This is a genomic window from Acaryochloris marina S15 (genome assembly GCF_018336915.1).
GTDB lineage: Bacteria > Cyanobacteriota > Cyanobacteriia > Thermosynechococcales > Thermosynechococcaceae > Acaryochloris > Acaryochloris marina_A.
This window is the reverse complement of the sequence record NZ_CP064923.1, coordinates 1,271,810-1,292,946: the sequence shown is the minus strand read 5'-3', so window position 1 is coordinate 1,292,946 and position 21,137 is coordinate 1,271,810. Positions and strand designations below refer to the sequence as shown.

Genomic DNA, 21,137 nt, shown 5'->3' with positions numbered 1-21,137 from the left:
GCCATAGACAGAGGACATTTTTGTGGGACAAAAGATTCATCCAACCGGTTTTCGCCTAGGGATCACACAAGATCACTGGTCGCGCTGGTTTGCCGATACCGATCGCTACCCCGAACTCCTTCAAGAGGACTTTAAAGTTCGTAATTACGTCAACAAAAACCTGAGCAATGCTGGCATCGCTGGCGTGCGGATCGAGCGCAAAGCCGATCAGATTGACTTAGAAGTTCGAACAGCCCGTCCTGGCGTAGTTGTGGGTCGAGGCGGAAGCGGTATCGAGTCCCTAAGAGTCGGCCTCCAAAAAGAGCTTGGCGATGATCGCCCCATCCGCATCAACGTCGTTGAAGTGGCTCGGGTTGATGCCGAAGCAACCTTGATTGCTGAATATATTGTCCAGCAGTTGGTTCGCCGAGTATCTTTTCGTCGAGTCGTACGTCAAGCCATTCAACGGGCTCAGCGGGCTGGTGTCGAAGGTATCAAAATCCAAGTGGGTGGCCGACTTAACGGCGCTGAAATTGCCCGAAGTGAATGGACCCGAGAAGGTAGAGTGCCTCTGCATACTCTACGAGCCAACATTGACTATGCCTACCGCACCGCCAGCACCACCTACGGCATTCTAGGGGTCAAAGTTTGGGTCTTTAAGGGTGAAATCATTCCAGGTGCGGATGAACAGCCTACCAATCGCGAACCTCAACAGCGACGCCGTCAGCAACAGCGACGCCGTCAGCAATTTGAAGATCGTTCTGAATAAGTTCTCTTCTTCCGTTTAGCGAGCCGGTCGCTCGACACTGCTACTCTCTTACCCCGATTCCTGATTATGTTAAGTCCTAGAAAAACGAAATTTCGTAAGCAACACCGGGGCCGTATGCGCGGTAAAGCCACCCGAGGGAACACCCTCAGCTTCGGTGATTACGGTCTCCAAGCCCTTGAGCCTTCCTGGATTACCTCGCGTCAAATTGAAGCAGGACGACGAGCCATGACCCGCTACGTCCGCCGGGGTGGAAACATTTGGATTCGCATCTTCCCAGACAAGCCTGTCACCATGCGCCCCGCAGAAACCCGGATGGGTTCTGGTAAAGGTGCCCCTGAATATTGGGTGGCCGTGGTCAAGCCGGGTCGGATCATGTATGAAATGAACGGTGTTAATGAAGAGACAGCTCGGGAAGCCATGAGACTGGCAGCCTTCAAGATGCCCATCAAAACTAAATTCGTTGCGCGTCCCAAGGAGGAGTCCTAAGTCATGGCATTCTCAAAAATGGCTGATTTGCAAAACCTGTCTGCAGAAGAAGTAGATGCCAAGGTTCAAGAGTTGAAAAAAGAGCTTTTTGATCTTCGCTTTCAAAAAGCAACCAAAGAAACCATTGCACCCCATCAGTTCAAGCATATCCAGCATCAAATCGCCCAGCTTCTGACCTTGAAACAGCAGCAGCAAAGTTAACACCTCGGCTTTTCAAAATATATGCGTCGGATTTGGACTATTGGAGTAAGAAAAAATGGCTATTAAGGAAAGAATTGGGGTTGTTGTCAGTGACAAGATGGACAAAACAGCTGTAGTCGCTGTGTCCAACCGCGTTCCTCATAGAAAGTATGGAAAAATCGTGGGTCAAACTCGCCGGTATAAGGTGCATGACGAGGAAAATGCCTGCCATGTTGGTGACCGCGTGCGCATCCGAGAATCTCGTCCCCTAAGTCGCACCAAGCGGTGGACGGTAACAGATGTTTTAGTGGCTGCTAATCGACCCTAGGAACCTGAATCATGATTCAACAAGAAACCACACTTAATGTTGCGGACAACAGCGGCGCTAAACGCTTGTTGTGCATCCGGGTTATCGGTGGCGGCAACCGTCGATATGGTGGCGTTGGCGATGTCATTATTGCCACCGTCAAAGATGCAACCCCAAACATGCCTGTCAAAAAATCTGATGTGGTCAGAGCCGTTATCGTCCGTACTCGCAAATCTATTTGTCGAGATAGCGGCATGAGTATTCGCTTCGACGACAATGCCGCGGTATTAATTAACCCAGATGGCAATCCCAGAGGCACGCGTGTGTTTGGCCCCGTCGCTCGTGAGCTCCGCGACAAGAGCTTCACTAAAATCGTTTCTCTCGCGCCAGAGGTGCTCTAATGGCTAAGAAAAAGTCAACTATTAAACGCTTCAAGATGCACGTCAAGAAGGGAGACACAGTCCAAGTCATCGCTGGCAAAGACAAGGCCAAAGTGGGTGAAGTGATTGATGTTTTACCCAAGCTCAGTCAAGTTGTGGTTGAAGGCGTCAACATCAAAACAAAGCATGTCAAACCTCGCTCTGAAAGTGAATCAGGTCAGATTTCTACGGTAGAGTTCCCCATCCATAGTTCCAATGTGATGCTGTACTCCAACAAAGAAAACGTAGCTAGCCGGGTTTGCTATACCTTTGACGATTCAGGCCGCAAGGTCAGAATGCTGAAAAAAACTGGTGAAATCATTGACTAGCGACAACGCTCATTTTTGCCCTGACCAAGCCCAGGGCGCTACAGGATAGAAAAGTAATGACAGTCCGACTAAAAACCCTCTATCTCGATACTGCCGTTCCCAAATTACAGGAACAGTTTAAGTATAAAAATGCCCATGAAATCCCCAAAGTAGCCAAGGTTTCGGTTAACCGAGGTTTGGGCGAAGCATCACAAAACGCGAAAGCTCTCGAACGCTCCCTGGCAGAATTAGCGGTGATTACAGGTCAACGACCTGTGGTGACCCGAGCCAAGAAAGCGATTGCAGGCTTCAAAATTCGGCAAGGGATGCCCGTCGGGGTCATGGTTACCCTCAGAGGAGAGCGGATGTATGCTTTTCTCGATCGATTGGTAAATCTCGCTTTGCCAAGAATTCGCGACTTTCGTGGGGTAAGTCCCAAAAGTTTCGATGGTCGGGGGAATTACACTTTAGGATTGCGAGAACAACTCATCTTTCCTGAAGTTGATTACGACAGCATTGATCAAATTCGAGGTATGGATATTTCGATTATCACGACTGCCAAAACCGATGAAGAAGGTCGTGCCCTGTTAAAAGTTTTGGGAATGCCCTTCCGTGAAAATTAAGTTGTTTCGAAGGGGGCGGTTCATAAGGAGTAATTATGGCAGCTAATGACACTATTGGTGATATGCTCACGCGGATCCGCAATGCGAATCTAGCACGGCATCAAACGACACAAGTCATGTCGACCCGAATGACCCGAAGCGTAGCTTCGGTGCTAAAGGATGAAGGCTTTATTACCAGCTTTGAAGAGTCTGGCGAAGGGGTAGAACGGCGCCTAGTCATTACGCTGAAGTATCGTGGCAAAAACCGGCAGCCGATCATCAACACCTTGAAGCGCATCAGTAAGCCGGGTCTTAGAGTCTACTCCAATCGACGTGACTTACCGAGAGTCTTAGGCGGCATCGGCATCGCGATTGTTTCCACATCCAGTGGCATCATGACCGATCGAGACGCCCGCCAAACAGGGGTTGGTGGAGAAGTCCTTTGCTATGTGTGGTAAACCCAGCCCTCTTGCAGTTATTGACACGGAGTTAGACTATGTCTCGCATCGGTAAGGTACCCATTCCTATTCCTGACAAAGTGAATGTCACGATTAAAGGGCAAGCCGTTACTGTAAAAGGCCCTAAAGGAGAGTTATCCAGAGAGTTAACCCCAGAAGTCGCCATTGATCAGGCCGACAATGTGGTCACAGTGACGCGTCGGAACGAATCGCGAGTTGCTCGCCAGCGCCACGGTTTATCCCGAACGCTGATTGCCAACATGGTTGAAGGGGTCTCCAAAGGATTTGAGAAGAAATTGCAAATCCAAGGGGTGGGATATCGAGCTCAGGTTCAAGGCCGTAATTTAATTTTGAACGTCGGCTACAGCAATCCCGTCACCATTGAGCCACCCGAAGGCATCCAAGTGGCTGTAGACAGCAACACGAATGTCACTGTCAGTGGCATTAATAAAGAAGTAGTCGGCAACACCGCTGCTCGGATTCGGGCAGTACGTCCTCCCGAACCCTATAAGGGCAAGGGGATTCGCTACGCCGATGAGTTTGTCCGCCGTAAGGTTGGTAAGGCAGGTAAGAAATAATGAAAACCACTCGCAAAGATGCAACCCGTAGTCGACATAAGCGAGTTCGCCGTAAGGTTGCGGGAACTGCTGAGAGACCTCGGTTAGCCGTATTTCGATCGAATCATCATATTTATGCTCAGGTGATTGATGATGCCCAGCACCATACCTTGGCTGCAGCATCAACCGTCGAATCTGACCTCAAATCATCTTCAGGGGCAACCTGTGATGCCTCTACTGCAGTAGGCAAGTTGGTGGCTGAGCGAGCGATTGAAAAAGGCGTCAAGGCCGTAGTCTTCGATCGCGGCGGTAATTTATATCACGGGCGAGTCAAGGCTTTGGCTGATGCTGCTCGTGAAGCTGGCTTAGAATTTTAAGTAGGATATTATCCATGGCAAAGGAAAATCGTCGCAAAAACAACCGTAACAAAGAAAAAGACTCCACCTGGCAAGAGCGAGTCGTCCAAATTCGGCGAGTCTCGAAGGTCGTCAAGGGTGGTAAAAAACTCAGTTTTAGAGCCATTGTTGTGGTTGGAAATGAGCGGGGCCAAGTAGGCGTCGGCGTGGGTAAAGCCAGCGATGTGATTGGTGCCGTTCGCAAAGGCGTTGCCGATGGCAAGAAGCAGCTAGTCGAAGTTCCTTTGACCCGATCCAACTCAATTCCCCATCCAATGATCGGTCGGGGAGGAGCCGCAAAAGTGATGATGCGCCCTGCCGCACCTGGTACGGGTGTGATTGCTGGTGGTGCAGTTCGCACTGTTCTAGAACTAGCTGGCGTTCGCAATGTACTAGCGAAACAGTTGGGTTCCGATAATCCTTTGAATAATGCTCGTGCGACTCTTAATGCCCTGTCATCTCTCCGCACCTTTTCTGAGGTGGCCAGTGAACGAGGCATTGCAGTGGAAAAACTCTATGCTGCCACTTAGTGCTCTAAATAGCCTAAGCAAAACAGTTTATTAACCTCTAGCCCCTGACTTAACAAGATCATGAGACTAAACGATCCTAAACCCAAAACCGGTTCCCAACATCGACGTCGCCGTGTAGGCCGAGGAATCGCTGCTGGCCAAGGTGCTAGCTGTGGCTTTGGGATGCGCGGTCAAAAATCTCGTTCAGGTCGCCCGACTCGCCCTGGATTTGAGGGTGGACAAAACCCTTTGTACCGTCGAGTACCTAAGTTAAAGCATTTTACGCTGATCAATCAGAAGCAATACACTACGATTAATGTAGGTAAGCTTAATGAATTGAAAGCAAAGTCCGATGTCACCCTTGAGTCTCTGATGACCGAAGGCATCATTACATCCAATGATGGGCCTTTGAAAGTATTAGGAGATGGTGAGCTAACGGTTGCACTCAATGTGCAAGCAGCGGCAGCAACTAAATCTGCGATCGCCAAAATCGAAGGGGCCGGTGGTAGCTTTCAATCTACTGAGTCTTAACATCTTTCATTTTTAATCGGCTTTTAGAGAGGTATCCCTGACATGGTTGTCAGCAGAGGTAAAACACCATCCGCCCAAGAGACTTTTATGCAAATGGCCCAGGCAGCTGGGCTTAGAGGTCGGGTTTTTATTACCCTTGGGCTATTGATTCTGGTCCGACTGGGTGTTCGATTGCCCGTTCCAGGTATCAACCGCGCCGCCTTTACATCAACCTTTGCTGGTAACCCTGTTTTTGGTTTTTTGGACTTTTTCTCTGGTGGTGGTTTTTCTGCCCTAGGGATTTTTGCTTTAGGGATTATTCCCTTTATTAATGCCTCTATCATTTTGCAGTTGTTAACGGCTGCGCTGCCTTCTTTGGAGCGCTTGCAAAAAGATGAAGGGGAAGCAGGACGCCGGAAAATCTCCCAAATCACTCGCTACGTAGCTTTGGGATGGGCCATCATTCAGAGTACTGGGTTTGCCATTCTCATTAATAGTGCTGAGGGTGTGGTTTTCAATCCTGGTACTATCTTCATCGTTCAGATGGTAGTAGCCTTAACGGCTGGTTCCATGTTTGTGATGTGGGTGGGTGAGCTGATTACTGAAAGAGGAGTAGGTAACGGTGCTTCCTTACTAATCTTTTTGAGTATTGTTTCTGGTTTGCCCAGCACTCTAGGTAACGCTTTACAGATTGCTGAGCAAGGCGAAGTCTCTAAAGTCATCATTTTGATTTCCGTTTTCATCCTGATGATTGTGGGTATTGTGTTTGTCCAGGAAGGAACTCGTCGAATTCCTATCGTCTATGCTCGACGACAAGTAGGACGTCGAACCTATCAAGAGCAAAAAAGTTATCTGCCTCTTCGATTAAACTCGGGTGGGGTGATGCCCATTATTTTCGCCTCGGCTATGTTGATTCTGCCTGGAACTTTAGCAGGACTAACCAACAACCCAACCATCATTGAATTTGCTGGGTATCTTAGCCCCAATAGTTCGTTGCCTTGGGTCTATGTGATTTTCTATCTATCGATGATTGTTTTCTTCAGTTATTTCTACGCATCTTTGGTGGTCAATCCCATTGATATGTCTCAGAACTTGAAGAAGATGGGAGCAAGTATTCCAGGGATTCGTCCTGGACGGGCAACGACGGAATATGTAGAGAAGGTTTTGAATCGATTAACACTTCTCGGTGCTTTCTTCCTAGGTGCTGTCGTATTGGTTCCAGTGGCTGCAGAGAGGGTCGTCGGTGGCGGTATCTTTTCTGGTTTTGGAGCCACATCACTTCTGATTTTGGTGGGTGTTGCGATTGATACGGCCAAGCAAATTCAGACCTATGTGATTTCCCAACGGTATGAAGGGATGGTGAAACAGTAGTGGCACGTTTAATTCTGTTTGGGCCACCTGGTGCGGGCAAAGGGACACAAGCCGTTTCTCTAGCTGCAGACTATAATATCCCTCATATCTCAACTGGAGATTTGTTCCGAGCTGCCATTTCGGGTAAAACACCTTTGGGGTTGAAAGTGCAGTCCTATATGGATCAAGGCCAACTGGTCCCAGACCAAGTGGTGATTGATATGGTGAAAGAGCGATTGGCTCAACCCGATACTGCGAGCGGATGGTTATTGGATGGATTTCCTCGAACCATTCCCCAAGCTCAAACCTTGGATAAGCTTTTGCAAGAGATGAACCAAAGTTGCGATCGCGTCATCAATCTCCAGGTTCCCGAACAGAATTTAGTGGCCCGCTTACTCAGCCGAGGCCGCAAAGATGATTCCGAAGCCGTTATCCAAGATCGTCTTCAGATTTATCATCGAGAAACAGCTCCCGTTTTAAATTTTTATCGTGAGCGTAACTGCTTAGTAGATATTGATGGCGATGCAACTGTGGAAGCAGTGACGGATCGAATCAAAGCCGCTTTGGCAGATCTCACATAATTCTTTATACTTTTTGTGTAGAAACCTTGGATAATCACTCTACCGATAAATCGGTACTAACTCATCCCTAGGAGGATCAACTTTTTGGCTAAGCAAGATGCGATTGAAATGGAAGGTACGGTCACAGAATCGTTACCGAATGCCATGTTTCGCGTGGACCTAGATAACGGGTTTAATGTTCTAGCCCATATCTCTGGCAAGATTCGGCGAAACTACATCAAAATTTTGCCCGGTGATCGTGTCAAGGTAGAGCTGACTCCCTACGATCTCACCAAAGGACGGATTACCTACCGCTTACGCAAAAAGTAACCCTAACGCTTCCAGGCTCATTGATCGAGATGCATTTGAGTTGCGATCGCAACCTTGTCCATTGTTATGGTGTCCATTGATACGCTGAAAGCGCAGCTAAAAGACGGCGTTTTATCTTCGGTTGAGTATCGCCTTGGCGCCCCCCTTGATTTACTGGATGCTCCAACCTCCAAAGCTTTAGCAACCCAGGCTTGGCCAGGTCGACAGTTGAAGTTCTGTTTGTCCGACCTGCCCCAAGCAGAACAAACCCTGGCTGTTCGCCTTTGCGAAGATGACTATCCCGGTTGGCTTGGACCTCAGGCACTCACTACACTCGAACCTGCAGCCCAGTCCTATCAAGCCTCCTCTCTCACCCGCGATCAAATTTCGTCTCGGCTGCAATATGTGATTGCCTTTATGTTGGCAGCCATGGACCAACCCAATCAGTATTTATGGGGAGGCACCATCGGTCCTAACTTTGACTGCTCAGGACTCATGCAGCGAGCCTTTGCAGAACAAGGTATTTGGCTGCCCCGAGATGCCTATCAACAGGAAGCATTTACCCAAACCCTCACGAACCCTGGTTCTGAAGTCCAAGACTTTACCCAGATCCTGCAAACAGGCGATTTAATCTTTTTTGGCCCCATTGAAAAAGCAAATCATGTTGCTTTGTACCTGGGCGACGGCAAATATATTCATAGTTCAGGTACGGAGCAAGGCCGCAATGGCATCGGTATTGACTTACTCTCCCCCTCTGGAGATGCGGTCACCCAAGCTTACTATAGCCAGATCCATGGCGCAGGCCGGATCATCAAAAGCTACCAGCCAACTGCCTTGACCTAAGGTAAATCCGGCGGATATACGCTCTATCTATCTAATCATAGATATTTTTTGATAGGTCACCCCATCCATCTGGGCTCAATAAGAACATAATCATTTTGAGGCCATGGGCTGGGATGTCTCCCACTCAATATCGCATTTTAGGGCTGGTTGGTCAGGGCCAATTTGGTCGAGTGCTTTGTGCTCGCGATCGCAACACTGGATCATTAGTGGCCCTCAAAGTACTCAACAAACGAGAGCTTCCGACTCGCTTTTTTCTGCGGGAGTTGCGGTTACTCGCCAGTTTGCAACATCCCAACATTGTCTCGGTTCAGACCATTACCTACACCGCCACAGAACGGTATTTGGTCATGGACTATTGCGAGGGTGGCACCTTACGAGATTTACTCATACATCCCGTACACCTCAGCTTTCAGCAACGGTTGCAGCTCATCATCGATGTGCTCAAAGGGTTGGAATATGCCCACCAGAACGACATCATTCACTGCGACCTCAAACCAGAAAATATCTTACTCACCCATACCGAGAATGGGACAACCGCTAGAATCACCGATTTTGGTATAGCTCGATTAGCCGAAGAAGCAGGATTTGGTGTCTTAGGTCAGGGAGACACTGGATCTCCAGCCTATATGGCACCCGAACGATTTTACAGTCAACATTCCTACGCCTCGGATCTCTATGCGGTCGGCGTCATGCTGTATGAGTTATTAATGAACAAACGTCCCTTCATCGGACTGCCTGGCGAACTGATGACCGCCCATCTGAATGAAGCCGCTCAGATTCCTCAGGATGTTCCCTTTCTACTGCGTTCAGTTCTCAAAACTGCTCTGCAAAAACTCCCTCAGAAACGTTTTAAGAGCGCAACGGACATGCTCAATGCCGTCGTGCTTGCTGCAGATATTTTAGCGTCAGAGGATCCTAACTGTACCCTTGCTCCTAGCCAGCGATGGCCAGAGAATCCTGACTTGCTCAATATTCAACAAGAGCAATATCCGAGTCCTATCCACTGTCTACACATACAGGACCATCAAGTTTACTTAGGTAGCCACAACAAGGTCATTTGCCGATCCTATTCCACGGATTTTCCAGCACCGGGTCCATTTCAAAAGCAGCAGTGGCAGTTCGCACTACCGGTCACGGACTTATTCTGGGGAGGTGGCCAAGCCTGGGTCCGTACCATCCAGGGCAACACCTTCAAACAACCCTCTCGCCTACATCCCTTATCCCTGAAAAATACAGTAGATTCCCAACCCTGCGATCTACCCACCATCGAAAACCTCTCAGGTATTGATTGGGGGCAGAACAACAAAATTGGCTGGCGACCCGAACAGAACTGGCTGGCCATTGCCTGCGGCCAGCAATCCTTCGAGGCTGTTCAAGGAGCTGAACTAGGCAGTCAAGCTCTATTACAAATTTTCCAATGGCCCCAGATGCAGCCCATCCACCAGCCTGTTTTGATTCGTAAACCCAACTGGCTATTTGTATTGGACTCCCGTTTTGGTGTCGCCATTTCCGTAGACGAGGACCAAAGTCATTTTCAGGGATTTACTCGCAAAGGCAACAGCTTCCAACCCTTTTCGGTTCCCATCCCCCTGCAACAGATTACTCAAAGTGTTGCCAACCCCTATCGATTATTGGCCGTGAGCAAGCAGGATCCTCAGACTGCCTTCTTAATTGATTTAAAACCTTGGCGACTCACGAAACTATCTTTAGCACTTCAACCAGAACAAATTCTTGCCACCCCTTGGGGATATGTGTTGTTAGCAACCCATCAAGTTCTAGTCCTTAGCCATAATGGACATCCCTTAAGCCACTTCCAGTTGCCGATAGGCGCCAACGAAAAGATCGCAGTTTGTGCCGGGGCTGGGCAAGGATTCATGGTCGGCACCTGGTCAGAACAATCTGCAACCCTTTATACCGTCGATGTGCATTCACACCTCACCGAATGGCATCGACAGACAGAAGACCCTTTTCAAGAAACGGCCCACAACAAAACAGCCTAAACCCAAAAGCCTTTCAGTAGAAACTAGATAGCGGAATAGGGCGACAATCAACGTTTTCTCCTGAATAATAAGGAGCGACACCTAATCTGCCTGAGCAGAGTCATATATTGCGATTGTTCATACCTCTTTTACCTTCAAAGAGAGCTAGGCATGGTCTCTAGATCTCCGCAGGATTGCATTGATTCGCCACTTCTCTAGCTTTTGATGGTGACTCCGTCAAGGTTACGGTTACTCATGTCTCGCAAACCATAGCTCGGAGCTATCGTTTAGAGAACCATCGCGAAACCAAAATAATCTTTTCGGCTAACTTAGCCAACATTGCTTTAGGCAAAAAGCCAGTTCTGTCAGAAGATCTGCAACAGTAAGCAAGATGAAAGATGAGGACTGACAGGTTAGCACCGAGTAATCGTATCGTTAGGTAGCCGATCGTTATAGCTCAGAAGCTGGGGATGGCAACTCTACCCAAAAGTTCCCCAAGCCATCCATAAACCTTACATACAATCCTGCTAGCTACCCACTTCAGACCTGAGCCATAGCAAGATCCGACCGATCACACTTCTTCTGAACAGCTAGAACCACTAGCACCCCAATCTATGGACCAAAAAGGTATTCACTGCCCTGAGCTGTGACAAAAGCTACAATCCTCTCCCTAAGGTAGCTATAGAGATTTATTTATGGATGCACACATCATAGCCATCAGTATTACCACTGAGATTCTATTTTTTATACCTACGGATTCAAATACTTCTTTCCATCTTTTATCCGTTATTGAATCTTCTCTGTATATATACTGACCTCAAAAAATAGGCTTATTTAAGTAGCTATAAATTAAAGCACAAAATCCGTTGACTTAAAAATATATAAAAGCTTAGATATTCATTAATACATCAACCACGACAAGAGAATTAATCCTTTACTAGAAAAGCTTTTATGATTTTTACTAGCATAGACAACTTATGCCAACGTTCTCTATAAAAGCTTTTTTACTGAGGTAGAATAATTTTCAAACATTCAACAAATACCAACAATCAATTCGACCTCTTCACTATCCAGAATTAGGTGTCATCCCGGATTCCAAAAAGGGCATACTGAATCTAGACTGATAAATAAGTTAATAACCCCTGGGTGAACTGATAATTCTGTAAGGCGTTGCTTTCAATCCAAAACAGGCTTTCAAAGAAAGGATTAGTCGCCACTTTTCAGCTCACTGGCTTAAGCTCTTAATTCTAAAAATCTCACTTAGAGATGAAGGCAGAGACTGAGCCATAACCCCTAAGTTTTGAGGGTCCAGCTCAAAACCACAGGAAACCAACCCAGCCAATGGCGGGTCAGTTACAACTCATCTCTGCCGGAAGATGTCTATCTTCCTATTGTCCATTACCAAGAACTCAAAGACGACATCATATGACTCAAGATACACCAAAGTCCCCTAGACGACCACGAAAGCTTGGCCCTCTTACCATTGCAGCCTTATTGGCAGGTGGCCTAGTCCAACCTCTTCTTCCAGCCTTCGCCGCCGGAACAGCCGCTGGTCAACAAATCAGTAACACCGCGACTGCAACCTATTCAGAAACCAATGGTGGACCCACCATTGATGCAACATCTAATACGGTTACCGTCACCGTTGCAGAAGTTGCAGGTGTGACCGCAGTTCCTGCCGGTTTCACTGACTTAGATGGCGGTGCTGTTGAAGCTGGTGATACCTTAGAATTCGTTTTCGACGTTACTAACGTGGGTAACGCAGCGACAGATCTTTTTATTCCAGGTATTGACAATATTGGTACTGAGAACTTCACTCCATCACTAGTTCAGATTATTGATGGTACAGGCGCAGTCATCGCAACAGTTCCAGCCGCTGGTGGTAACTTATTAGATGCAGCCGGTATTAACTTAGCCGCTCTGGCTCCTGACACTGTTCTAAAAGTGAAAGTCACAGGTACCCCTGCCGCTGGCACCTCTGCAGGTGCAGATGTCGGCGTCACCTTGGGTAGTACTGGTCCTGACAACAACAGCCCCAGCACTCAAAACCAACCCGATACAGGCGATGGAGATCCAGCAGCTGGAAATACCAATACAGGAGACATTCGTACCATCGATGCGAATCCTGGCAATGGTGCTCCCGTCAACGGCGAGCGTGAAGCAAGTGCCGAGAACAGCATTCCTTTTGCTAGCTCCGTCCGTCCCTTAGCCTTAGCAACTGTCACCAAAATTGCATCTAATCTCGCTCCTGGTGCAACGGCTGCTGCTAATGACGATTTGATTACCTATGACTTAGGGCTAACGGTAGAAAATACGTCTCCTAATGCTGCTTTCACTCCGGCTGATCTAGAAGGAACAGATATTAGTGTCAATGGGACAATCGCTCCTCAGATCTTAGTCTCTGATGCAATTCCAGCTGGTACTGAATTATCTGCGGCAGGGACTGCCCCCGCTGGCTGGACCGTTGTTTATACCGAAACAGCACTGACCACCACAGCAACTAATGCCCTATGGACCACTGCCCTACCGGCAGGTGGATTAACTGATGTCACTCGAATTGGTTTTATCCATAACGATGCAGCTTTAAGTGACACAAACCCACAGGTACTTCGGACAGATCCAGTACAGGGACCTTTCCAGTTCACCGTAGTGACTAATGGTCTACCGACTACTGGTGGACAGGTTGCTAACATTGCCCAGGTATTTGGTGAAACCGTCGGCGATCCTGACGATGAAGTTGTTTACGATGAGTCTGGTGACAGCAATCCCAATAACTTCAACGATGATGGCACCCCACCGGATCCAACGGGTACTAATTATGACCCAACCGCCAATACTGGAGATACTGGTGTTGCAGACCCTGTAACCCAAGGAACTGATACCGGCAATAACAACACGGGTACTGGCCCCGATGGTGAAGACAACGTTGTCAATATCGGTGACGCTGCGGGTACTGACGACCTCCTCAATGGTCCAAATACTGTCCCTGGCGCTGTCGGTCCCACGGACGATAACGATGATTTCACCAATCAGACCACAGATGTTCCTGCTGGGGTGGGTCCAACCGATATCTTTGACCCTGCACCTGAAACCTTTAACAACACGATTCAAAATCCGGCTAGCTCTGGATTTATTTCGAACGTAACCTTGCAACCCATTTCTCCCACCCAGGCAGAGTCTACGGATGACAGTACATTAACAGGTCAATATGGCGCTAACAGCGATATCCCTACTGGCACAACTGTCACGATTACTGCGACTGACGATGCTGGTGTTGTTCAGTCTGCTACATATACTTATAACGGGACAACCTTTGACCTGACCGGTAGCAGTACTGATGGAACTCCTGAGACTGCAGGTAACTTCAAACATGTTAATGTCGGTGACTTAAATGCAGGTGACACCTTAAATTACACGACAGTCGTTGATTTACCTGATGGTAGTGCAGCGGGTACTGCAGATGATGTTCTCCCGAATGATGAGATTCCTGTTCCCATCCTTGCCTTTGCAGATGATAATCCTACTAGCTCTCCTGGGTATAACTTTACCGGTACTCCTGAATCAACTACGAACATAACTCTTGATCGCCTCTATACAGGCTTCATGAAGTTGACTAAGGAAGTACAGATTCTAGATGAGAATGGTGTACTGATCCAAGCTTGGACTTCGGACCAAACAGTACTGGACAATTTGAATAATACTCCTGCTACTGCTCTGCAGCCGGACTACCAAATTGAGTACCGGATTACCTATGAAAACCTCTCGACAGATGTTGTCGGTAGTGGTAATACCACTCTAACTGCCTTTAACTTCGAGATTGTTGAAGATGGAAATCCTGTTGTAAACGCGGGTACTGGTGAGCAGAACGTCAACAACAACTGGGCGTCCTTTACTGACCACGAGCAAAACACCAGTGCTGACCAAGGCACAGTGGAATATTTCACCAACAGCACTGATGGTGCTCCTTTAACCACTGCAGATCCCATTGCTGGAACCAAAGTGGATAAGTATGAGAACCCCGTTGGTCAAGTTGACCCCGGTCAAACCGGTCAATTCCAGTTCCGCCGTCGCATCCAGTAATGCATTGAGTCAGGAAGTGAAGGCAACTTCAACTTCCTGACTCTTATCGCGGTCTCACACCAATTTTGTTAAAGCATTTTTCTGAATTCAAAAGGTTTTCCCATCATGAAACGTCGTCTATCAATCGGTCTCGGTGTCTTAGCAGTAGCCGTCGCCATTCCTTTCGCTAGCAGCACTCCTGTTCTTGCCAATTTGCAGAAAGCAGGCGAAGCTCTCGTCCAGCAAATCCTCCAGCCCAAGGTAAAGATGGTGCTCTCGGCAGAGAAGCAAATCGTTACGACTGATGCTGAAGGTAAGCAAGAAATCTCCTGGGATGCTGTAGAAGGCAATGTCACTGTCCGTCCTGGTGATGTCCTCCGCTATACCTTGCTGAGTGAGAATGCTGGAGACAAGTCTGCTGCTGAGCTAACCATCAACCAGCCTATTCCGAACAAAACTGCTTTTGTTTTGGACTCTGCTCGCGCCAACGGTGCCAAGCTCACCTATAGCATTGACGGTGGCCAAAGCTATTCTGAAAAGCCCATGGTTGAAGTAACTCAGCCCGACGGCACAGTCAAAATGGAGCCCGCTCCTGCTGAAGCTTACACCCATGTTCAGTGGGATTATAGTGAATCCCTCAAGCCCATGGCTTCTGTACAAGCTGTCTATGAAGTAGCAGTTCAGTAACGAATTTGGAGCTATGGGTGAATCCCAGCATTCCCTCGGTTCATCCATAGCTCTGGTCAAACTGCCTTAAGCTTTATTATTTTTCAGCAAAAATGCTGCTTTCAGGCTCAAATCGCGGCCTGATAGGGATCCTATATCCAAAAATACTGCATTTACATCTTTTTGAACCTGAAAAACAGTGTTTTTCAACCTTGTAAAGAGTCAGCGATTCTATCCGATTGTTCCAGAGGAGATATCTCCCGTGAGACCACCTCACTTGCCATTCCCCAATCAATCCTTCCCCAGGTGGGCTCGTGCTCTGACCTCAACCTTGGTTTTGAGCAGTTTATTCTCGAGTTCTGCAATATCTTGGGCCCAAACAACGGAGGAAGAAGATTCCAGAGATCTGCTCAATAACACCGCTTCATATTCCTACACCAATCCCAATACTGACACGCTGATCGAAAGCTTCACCAATCCGATTTCAAACGTGTTGGACCCTTCGTTACTCGACCCCCGTGGACAAGTCTTAGGTTGTGGCGGAGAACCTCTGGCAGACTATACCGGATTTACGGTCGGTCTCTACAATATCGATCCCACCGATCCAACCCAATCGGAACTGGGTAGTTTAGTTTCACTGACTCGAACAGAAGTTCCTGATCTACCCAATAATGGTATTCCCCTGGGAATCACCCCCAATGGGTCTAACTTAAATCCGTTCCCCCTTAGCAATGCAGACCAAGGGACCTATAGCTATCTATTAGATCCTAGCCGGGGACAGCTCTCTGTTGGTCAATCTTACATCTTAGTCGTCACACCACCGGACGCGTCCATCTACAATCAGCGCCGAGTTCGTCTGACGATTACATCTATCATACCGACGGGCAACCGTAACTTAGTTACCTATACAGCTACTTCCCTCGATGGTTTGCCCATCGCCGCAGAAGGAGCCATCAACTTTGAAGATACGGTAACCACCATTGGCGATGCTGAGCGAATCTCGTTGCAGTTATTGGCCCTAAACTTCTCTTCCGCCCTATGCCAGACCAATCAGATTCAAATCAGTAAATCTGGGGACCGGGCCAATGCTGCCCCCGGAGATTCAGTGATTTACCGTCTGACCCTGCGCAACCTGTCGGATGGAGAGCTAGACACCATCTCGGTGCAGGATATTTTACCCGCCGGATTTAAGTTACTCCCCAACTCAGTCAGGGGGGCGCTAGACGGAACAGAAGTTCCCATTACGGTTGAGCAAAACGGCCAAAATCTAACCTTTAGAACCGACGCAGTCATCCCCTTAGAAGGCGTGATCAATGTCGTCTATGCGGCCCAACTCACCCCAGATGCGATTAGAGGCGATGGCAGAAATTCCGCCTCGGTTCTAGGATTCCGAGTGGATAACAACCTAGATGTCCGGGATGGCCCCGTAGTTCACCGCGTACGGGTGAACCCAGGCATTCTTACAGACTGTGGCAATATTTTAGGTCGAGTCTTTGTTGACAAAAACTTTGATGGCGAACAGCAAACGGGAGAACCTGGCGTTCCCAATGCTGTGGTCTGGATGGATGACGGCAATCGCATTACAACCGATGAGAATGGCCTCTTCCATGTCAGATGTGTGTTGCCTGGACCTCGCACCGGCGCTCTGGACCTAACCACATTGCCCGGTTACACCTTGGCACCCAATCTCCAATTTATAGAAAGCAATAGCCCTTCGCGTTTGGTCAAACTCTCTCCCGGTAGCAGTGTACGCATGAACTTCGGTGTCACACCTACCTTCCAGGAGGAGTCCAAATAATGAAACATCAACGTTCTTCCCAGTGGATGCAAACTGGACTTCTCGGAATTGTCGCAGGCACCAGTGTTGTCTTAACCCCTACTCTGGCCAATGCCCAAGCCATTGAAGAAGTTAAGCCTGCAGACGAATCAACCCTGAGTGCAGAAAAGCCATCCGTTAGCCAAGCTGAACCAACCTTAAGTGTCGAAAAGCCGTCCATTAACGAAGCTCTTACCCCAGAGCCTATTATCGAAGAGGTCGTGGCTGATTCTGGCATTGCTGGCGAACCTCAGACGGTTAGTGAACCCCAAACAACCGCTAGGGAACCCCAGCCAGTTGCCCCTAAAGCGGAAATAACTCCTGCTGCAGAAGCTGCCCCTGAAAGCCTGGCGCAAGAGACACTCCTCGTTGGTGATCAACCCGCTGAAGATGCAGTTGCCACTGAAGCCATCCCACAAGAAGCAGTGACAACTGAAGCCATCGCTGAAGAGGCAGCCGCTAAAACACAACCTGCGGTTGCCACACCTCAGCCCCAAACATCACCCCTTAAGGACACGCCCCAAGTTTCGGATGTGCCTGAGACACCTGCTTCTGCTTCTTCTGAAGCACCTACAACAGCTCAAGCTCCAGCGACTACGCCAGCTTCAGGCATTTCAATTCTGACCCCTGGACCAGGCAGCGTTGTTGATAAACCTTCTGCAACCGTCATTATTGAATTTGGCACGGAGCAAAAAGTTGAGCTACGGGTCAATGGTAAGACTGTTGATAGCGCTCAAGTGGGTCGAACTGAGACCAATTCTGCTACTCAGAAAACTCGGCAAACCTGGTATGGGGTCATCCTAGACGCAGGCGTCAATACCATTACGGTGAACGAAGTCGGTCAAGAGACCCCCAGTGCCACCATCCAGGTAGAAGTTCCTGGTGAACCTACCCAGATTAAGGTGCGCACAGCTCAAAACAAAGTTCCTGCTGATGGTCGGTCCACGGCTCAGGTCTTGGGTTACTTGCTGGACTCGAATGGTAACCAGTCGAACTGGGATGCGATTGTCACCCTAGAAGCCACATCAGGAAAATTCGTTGGTACCGATAACAAACCCGATGTTCCTGGGTTCCAGGTGGAAGCCATTGATGGTAAATTCACCGCTGACTTACAGTCGAGCATTAGTGCAGGGTTGGTGCGAGTTCGGGCCACCGCTGCCAATATGGAAGGGTTCCATCAGTTTCAGTTTTCCACTCCCATTCGGCCTTCGGCCCTGTTAACCGGGGTTGTAGATGTCCGGATCGGTCGTCGGGGCACCAACTTTTACGACAGCTTCCGCGAGTTCCTACCTGTAGACGGTGACAATGGGTATGAAGTCGATGCTCGTGCCCAAGCCTTTGGTATTACCTCCATTGGCGATTGGTTATTGACCGGTGCCTTTAATAGCGCTCGCCCCCTAAATGAGGACTGCAACGGCGAAACGACCCTGTTCAAAGCCTCTGGGACAGAATGTGATTACAACAATTACGCCACCTACGGGGATAACTCAATCACGGATGTGACGGCTCCGTCCACCGATAACTTATTTGTACGGTTAGAACGGACCTCACCGGTCCCCGGTGCCGGCAGTGATTACTTCATGTGGGGTGATTACAATACGGAAGAATTTTCTCGTTCGTCTCAGTTATTTACCGCCACCAGCCGCTCTTTACATGGCTTTAAGGGCAATTACAACATCGGTAATCTGCAGCTCACGGCACTGTACGGCAATAACACTGAAGGCTTCCAGCGAGATACCATTGCTCCCGATGGGACTAGCGGATTTTATTTCTTATCTCGACGGTTGCTGATTCCAGGGAGTGAGCAAGTTTACCTAGAGCTGGAAGAACTCAATCGCCCCGGTACTGTATTGAAGCGAGAGCGGTTAAGTCGCGGGGCTGACTATGAAGTAGATTATGATCGCGGTACGTTGAAATTCCAACGCCCGATTCTCCGCACGGATGTCGATGATGATGGCTATGTGCTGGTTCGCCGAATCGTCACCACTTACCAATTTGAAGGCGAAAATGCGGATACCGATACCTTCGGTGGTCGCGCCCAGTATACGTTCTCTCGGAACTTAGATCAGGAAAGCTGGGTGGGGGCCACCTATTTCCGTGAAAATCGCGGTAGCCAAGACTTTGAACTCTATGGTGCTGATGCGTTGGTTTCCTTCGGCAAGGATAACTACCTAGTTGCGGAATATGCTCGTTCTAATAATTCCCTTGATTTCGCCACTCCGGTGAGCGGCAATGCTTACCGGGTTGAAATTGAAGCGAAGCCGACAGATGACATTACTGGTCGAGCTTATTTTAAGCGGGCTGATGTGGGCTTCTCCAACAATGCCACCACTAGCTTTGTTCCTGGGCAAACGCGCTACGGGGCAGAAGTCCTAGCAGCGGTCTCTCGGAATACTAAGCTGCGAGCCAGTTATGACCATGAGGATAATTTTGGCGTTGCGCCTCGTCCGCTTGATCTGTTTGAAGATTTAATTCAACCCGGTTTCTCCGCCACTCCTGGTAATCCCGTTAATAACTCTCTGACCACGATTACGGCAGGGGTTCTCCAGCGGATCGGCGATTCTGAAGTAAGTCTGGACTACGTCCGACGCGATCGCACGGATCGTCTCACGGGCCAGGACATCACCACTGACCAAATTCGCTCTACCGCCCGGATACCGATCACGCGGAAACTGACCTTGCGGGCCTTGAACGAGACCACCTTCTCTTCGGAAATTGATCCCATTTATCCCAACCGCACCTCGGTGGGTCTGGAATATGAGGTTTATCCTGGGGTCACCATTGGTCTGAATAACACCTACTTGACCGGGGGCCAGTTTGATGATGACTTTATTACTAGTCTAGATATCGCCGGACAACATACCTTCTCCACGGATACCACCCTTCGGGGCCAATTCTCCATGATGGGTGACTTGGGCATGGCCGGTTACTTCGGGGTTGAGCAGGGCTTGACCATCGCTCCCGGTCTCCGGGCTGATTTCTCCTACGAGCATGTATTTAACACTGCATTGCAACAAACCGCTGCCAGTCAACAGTTTGCCCAACCCTTTGCTTTAGGGTCTGGTGCTTCCGCCTTGGGCTTAACCCCCGGCGATAGCTTTAGCCTCGGTTTAGCCTATACAGACAACCCTGATTTCCAAGCCAATGCTCGTTTTGAGTACAGTGATACCGCTCAGGGCAGCAATACCATCATCACAGCCAATGCCTTGGGTCGAGCCACCCGTGACCTCACGGTTTTGGCCAGCTACCAACAAGCTAGTGCTTCGAACCAAACCCTGGCTGGGTTGGGTACAACCCGAGACTTGAAAGTGGGTGTGGCCTATCGGAATCCCGATAGTGATAAGTTCAACGCCTTACTCCGCTATGAGTATCGCGAGAATCCCTCCACGATTCCTGATACCTTACTATTTGCCAACGGCACCGGCTCCACGGATCATCTGATCTCAGCAGAGGCTATCTATGCCCCCAACTGGCGCTGGGAACTCTACGGCAAGTTTGGCTGGCGACATAGCAAGTCTTACCTGGCTCAGGATTTAATCGGCACTAGTAGCATTTCCTTGGCTCAAATGCGGGCCACCTATCGAATTAGCTACCGTTGGGATATTGGCGGTGAAGTTCGCTGGATTCGCCAAAATAGTACTGGGTTTAATGAGGTGGGCGCTTCTGCGGAAGTCGGTTACTACCTCAATCCCAACTTACGATTGGCGGCTGGATACGCTTTTGGAGATGTGGGAGACCGTGACTTTGGTAACTCTCGCTCTGCCAGCGGTCCTTACTTTGGCGTCACCCTGAAGCTAGACAACAATCTCTTTGATGATTTTGGCTTCGGTGAAAATAAGGTAGCGCCCCCGCAGCAGCAAGAGTCTGCACCAGATAACGGCCAGGTCCAAGAAGCTTCAAACCCTGCTTCTCCCTCTGAAGCGAACGTTTCCAAGCCTGAAGTTAAGTCTAAGCCTGAAGTTAAAGTCTCCAAGCCTAAGGCTGAACTCGTGGATACCAAGTCTGAACCCGAGGTTGTCGTGGAGCCAGCAGCGTCCCAAACTCAACCCAGTTTTGAAGTCGTCCGATAGCTGAAC

21 protein-coding genes are annotated in these 21,137 nt (G+C 48.9%); all 21 read left to right on the top strand.

From position 1 onward, the window contains the following. Positions 1-22: 22 nt before the first annotated feature. The 21 genes from rpsC to I1H34_RS06585 all read left to right on the top strand — a co-directional run bounded on the left by rpsC (position 23) and on the right by I1H34_RS06585 (position 21,131). The gene (gene rpsC / locus I1H34_RS06685; protein ID WP_212664913.1) at positions 23-748 is read left to right on the top strand and encodes a 30S ribosomal protein S3; all 726 of its coding nucleotides are present in this window, start codon (positions 23-25) and stop codon (positions 746-748) included. A gap of 66 nt (positions 749-814) precedes the next feature. Continuing rightward, positions 815-1,234, top strand: a complete 420-nt coding sequence (gene rplP, locus I1H34_RS06680) for a 50S ribosomal protein L16 (RefSeq protein ID WP_212664912.1) — start codon at positions 815-817, stop codon at positions 1,232-1,234. A gap of 3 nt (positions 1,235-1,237) precedes the next feature. After that, positions 1,238-1,435: a 50S ribosomal protein L29 gene (rpmC, locus tag I1H34_RS06675; RefSeq protein ID WP_212664911.1), complete on the top strand. Its 198-nt coding sequence runs from the start codon at positions 1,238-1,240 to the stop codon at positions 1,433-1,435. Between the two features lie 55 nt (positions 1,436-1,490). Beyond that, the gene (gene rpsQ / locus I1H34_RS06670; protein WP_212664910.1) at positions 1,491-1,742 is read left to right on the top strand and encodes a 30S ribosomal protein S17; all 252 of its coding nucleotides are present in this window, start codon (positions 1,491-1,493) and stop codon (positions 1,740-1,742) included. Between the two features lie 11 nt (positions 1,743-1,753). Continuing rightward, positions 1,754-2,122 (top strand): 50S ribosomal protein L14, encoded by a 369-nt coding sequence (gene rplN / locus I1H34_RS06665; RefSeq protein WP_212664909.1) that lies wholly within the window; start codon positions 1,754-1,756, stop codon positions 2,120-2,122. Beyond that, the gene (gene rplX, locus I1H34_RS06660) at positions 2,122-2,469 is read left to right on the top strand and encodes a 50S ribosomal protein L24 (RefSeq protein ID WP_212664908.1); all 348 of its coding nucleotides are present in this window, start codon (positions 2,122-2,124) and stop codon (positions 2,467-2,469) included. Before rplN ends, rplX begins: the two co-directional genes overlap by 1 nt. Positions 2,470-2,525: 56 nt before the next feature. Next, entirely contained in the window at positions 2,526-3,071 is a 546-nt protein-coding gene (rplE, locus tag I1H34_RS06655; protein WP_212664907.1) for a 50S ribosomal protein L5, read from the top strand. 35 nt (positions 3,072-3,106) lie between these two features. Continuing rightward, on the top strand, positions 3,107-3,508 hold the full coding sequence (gene rpsH, locus I1H34_RS06650; protein ID WP_212664906.1) for a 30S ribosomal protein S8: 402 nt from the start codon (positions 3,107-3,109) through the stop codon (positions 3,506-3,508). Positions 3,509-3,546: 38 nt separating this feature from the next. Next, the gene (rplF, locus tag I1H34_RS06645; RefSeq protein ID WP_212664905.1) at positions 3,547-4,086 is read left to right on the top strand and encodes a 50S ribosomal protein L6; all 540 of its coding nucleotides are present in this window, start codon (positions 3,547-3,549) and stop codon (positions 4,084-4,086) included. Then, positions 4,086-4,442 (top strand): 50S ribosomal protein L18, encoded by a 357-nt coding sequence (gene rplR, locus I1H34_RS06640; RefSeq protein ID WP_212664904.1) that lies wholly within the window; start codon positions 4,086-4,088, stop codon positions 4,440-4,442. Before rplF ends, rplR begins: the two co-directional genes overlap by 1 nt. A 14-nt stretch (positions 4,443-4,456) precedes the next feature. Further along, positions 4,457-4,990, top strand: a complete 534-nt coding sequence (rpsE, locus tag I1H34_RS06635; protein WP_212664903.1) for a 30S ribosomal protein S5 — start codon at positions 4,457-4,459, stop codon at positions 4,988-4,990. A gap of 60 nt (positions 4,991-5,050) precedes the next feature. Beyond that, complete coding sequence (gene rplO, locus I1H34_RS06630) at positions 5,051-5,500, top strand: 50S ribosomal protein L15 (protein WP_212664902.1); 450 nt, start codon at positions 5,051-5,053, stop codon at positions 5,498-5,500. A 42-nt stretch (positions 5,501-5,542) separates the two neighbouring features. Further along, complete coding sequence (gene secY / locus I1H34_RS06625; RefSeq protein ID WP_212664901.1) at positions 5,543-6,850, top strand: preprotein translocase subunit SecY; 1,308 nt, start codon at positions 5,543-5,545, stop codon at positions 6,848-6,850. Next, positions 6,850-7,410: an adenylate kinase gene (locus tag I1H34_RS06620; protein WP_212664900.1), complete on the top strand. Its 561-nt coding sequence runs from the start codon at positions 6,850-6,852 to the stop codon at positions 7,408-7,410. The genes secY and I1H34_RS06620 overlap by 1 nt, the downstream gene beginning before the upstream one ends. 84 nt (positions 7,411-7,494) lie before the next feature. Beyond that, positions 7,495-7,719: a translation initiation factor IF-1 gene (infA, locus tag I1H34_RS06615; protein WP_010469293.1), complete on the top strand. Its 225-nt coding sequence runs from the start codon at positions 7,495-7,497 to the stop codon at positions 7,717-7,719. Positions 7,720-7,785: 66 nt separating this feature from the next. Continuing rightward, on the top strand, positions 7,786-8,541 hold the full coding sequence (locus I1H34_RS06610; protein ID WP_212664899.1) for a C40 family peptidase: 756 nt from the start codon (positions 7,786-7,788) through the stop codon (positions 8,539-8,541). A gap of 113 nt (positions 8,542-8,654) precedes the next feature. Continuing rightward, positions 8,655-10,541, top strand: coding sequence for a serine/threonine-protein kinase (locus I1H34_RS06605; protein ID WP_212664898.1), 1,887 nt, complete (start codon positions 8,655-8,657; stop codon positions 10,539-10,541). A gap of 1,404 nt (positions 10,542-11,945) precedes the next feature. Beyond that, positions 11,946-14,600, top strand: a complete 2,655-nt coding sequence (locus tag I1H34_RS06600) for a beta strand repeat-containing protein (RefSeq protein WP_212664897.1) — start codon at positions 11,946-11,948, stop codon at positions 14,598-14,600. 105 nt (positions 14,601-14,705) lie between these two features. Further along, the gene (locus tag I1H34_RS06595) at positions 14,706-15,266 is read left to right on the top strand and encodes a DUF11 domain-containing protein (protein ID WP_212664896.1); all 561 of its coding nucleotides are present in this window, start codon (positions 14,706-14,708) and stop codon (positions 15,264-15,266) included. A gap of 241 nt (positions 15,267-15,507) precedes the next feature. After that, positions 15,508-17,043, top strand: a complete 1,536-nt coding sequence (locus I1H34_RS06590; protein WP_212664895.1) for a DUF11 domain-containing protein — start codon at positions 15,508-15,510, stop codon at positions 17,041-17,043. Further along, positions 17,043-21,131: a TonB-dependent receptor gene (locus I1H34_RS06585; protein WP_212664894.1), complete on the top strand. Its 4,089-nt coding sequence runs from the start codon at positions 17,043-17,045 to the stop codon at positions 21,129-21,131. Before I1H34_RS06590 ends, I1H34_RS06585 begins: the two co-directional genes overlap by 1 nt. The last annotated feature ends 6 nt before the right edge of the window (positions 21,132-21,137 follow it).

Coding starts and splice junctions, on each gene's coding strand:
- rpmC (WP_212664911.1), top strand. CDS start 1,238: ATGGCATTCTCAAAAATGGCTGATTTGCAAAACCTGTCTGCAGAAGAA.
- rpsQ (WP_212664910.1), top strand. CDS start 1,491: ATGGCTATTAAGGAAAGAATTGGGGTTGTTGTCAGTGACAAGATGGAC.
- secY (WP_212664901.1), top strand. CDS start 5,543: ATGGTTGTCAGCAGAGGTAAAACACCATCCGCCCAAGAGACTTTTATG.
- I1H34_RS06595 (WP_212664896.1), top strand. CDS start 14,706: ATGAAACGTCGTCTATCAATCGGTCTCGGTGTCTTAGCAGTAGCCGTC.
- rplN (WP_212664909.1), top strand. CDS start 1,754: ATGATTCAACAAGAAACCACACTTAATGTTGCGGACAACAGCGGCGCT.
- I1H34_RS06600 (WP_212664897.1), top strand. CDS start 11,946: ATGACTCAAGATACACCAAAGTCCCCTAGACGACCACGAAAGCTTGGC.
- rpsE (WP_212664903.1), top strand. CDS start 4,457: ATGGCAAAGGAAAATCGTCGCAAAAACAACCGTAACAAAGAAAAAGAC.
- I1H34_RS06610 (WP_212664899.1), top strand. CDS start 7,786: ATGGTGTCCATTGATACGCTGAAAGCGCAGCTAAAAGACGGCGTTTTA.
- I1H34_RS06605 (WP_212664898.1), top strand. CDS start 8,655: ATGTCTCCCACTCAATATCGCATTTTAGGGCTGGTTGGTCAGGGCCAA.
- rplP (WP_212664912.1), top strand. CDS start 815: ATGTTAAGTCCTAGAAAAACGAAATTTCGTAAGCAACACCGGGGCCGT.
- rpsH (WP_212664906.1), top strand. CDS start 3,107: ATGGCAGCTAATGACACTATTGGTGATATGCTCACGCGGATCCGCAAT.
- rplR (WP_212664904.1), top strand. CDS start 4,086: ATGAAAACCACTCGCAAAGATGCAACCCGTAGTCGACATAAGCGAGTT.
- I1H34_RS06585 (WP_212664894.1), top strand. CDS start 17,043: ATGAAACATCAACGTTCTTCCCAGTGGATGCAAACTGGACTTCTCGGA.
- rplO (WP_212664902.1), top strand. CDS start 5,051: ATGAGACTAAACGATCCTAAACCCAAAACCGGTTCCCAACATCGACGT.
- rplF (WP_212664905.1), top strand. CDS start 3,547: ATGTCTCGCATCGGTAAGGTACCCATTCCTATTCCTGACAAAGTGAAT.
- rplE (WP_212664907.1), top strand. CDS start 2,526: ATGACAGTCCGACTAAAAACCCTCTATCTCGATACTGCCGTTCCCAAA.
- rplX (WP_212664908.1), top strand. CDS start 2,122: ATGGCTAAGAAAAAGTCAACTATTAAACGCTTCAAGATGCACGTCAAG.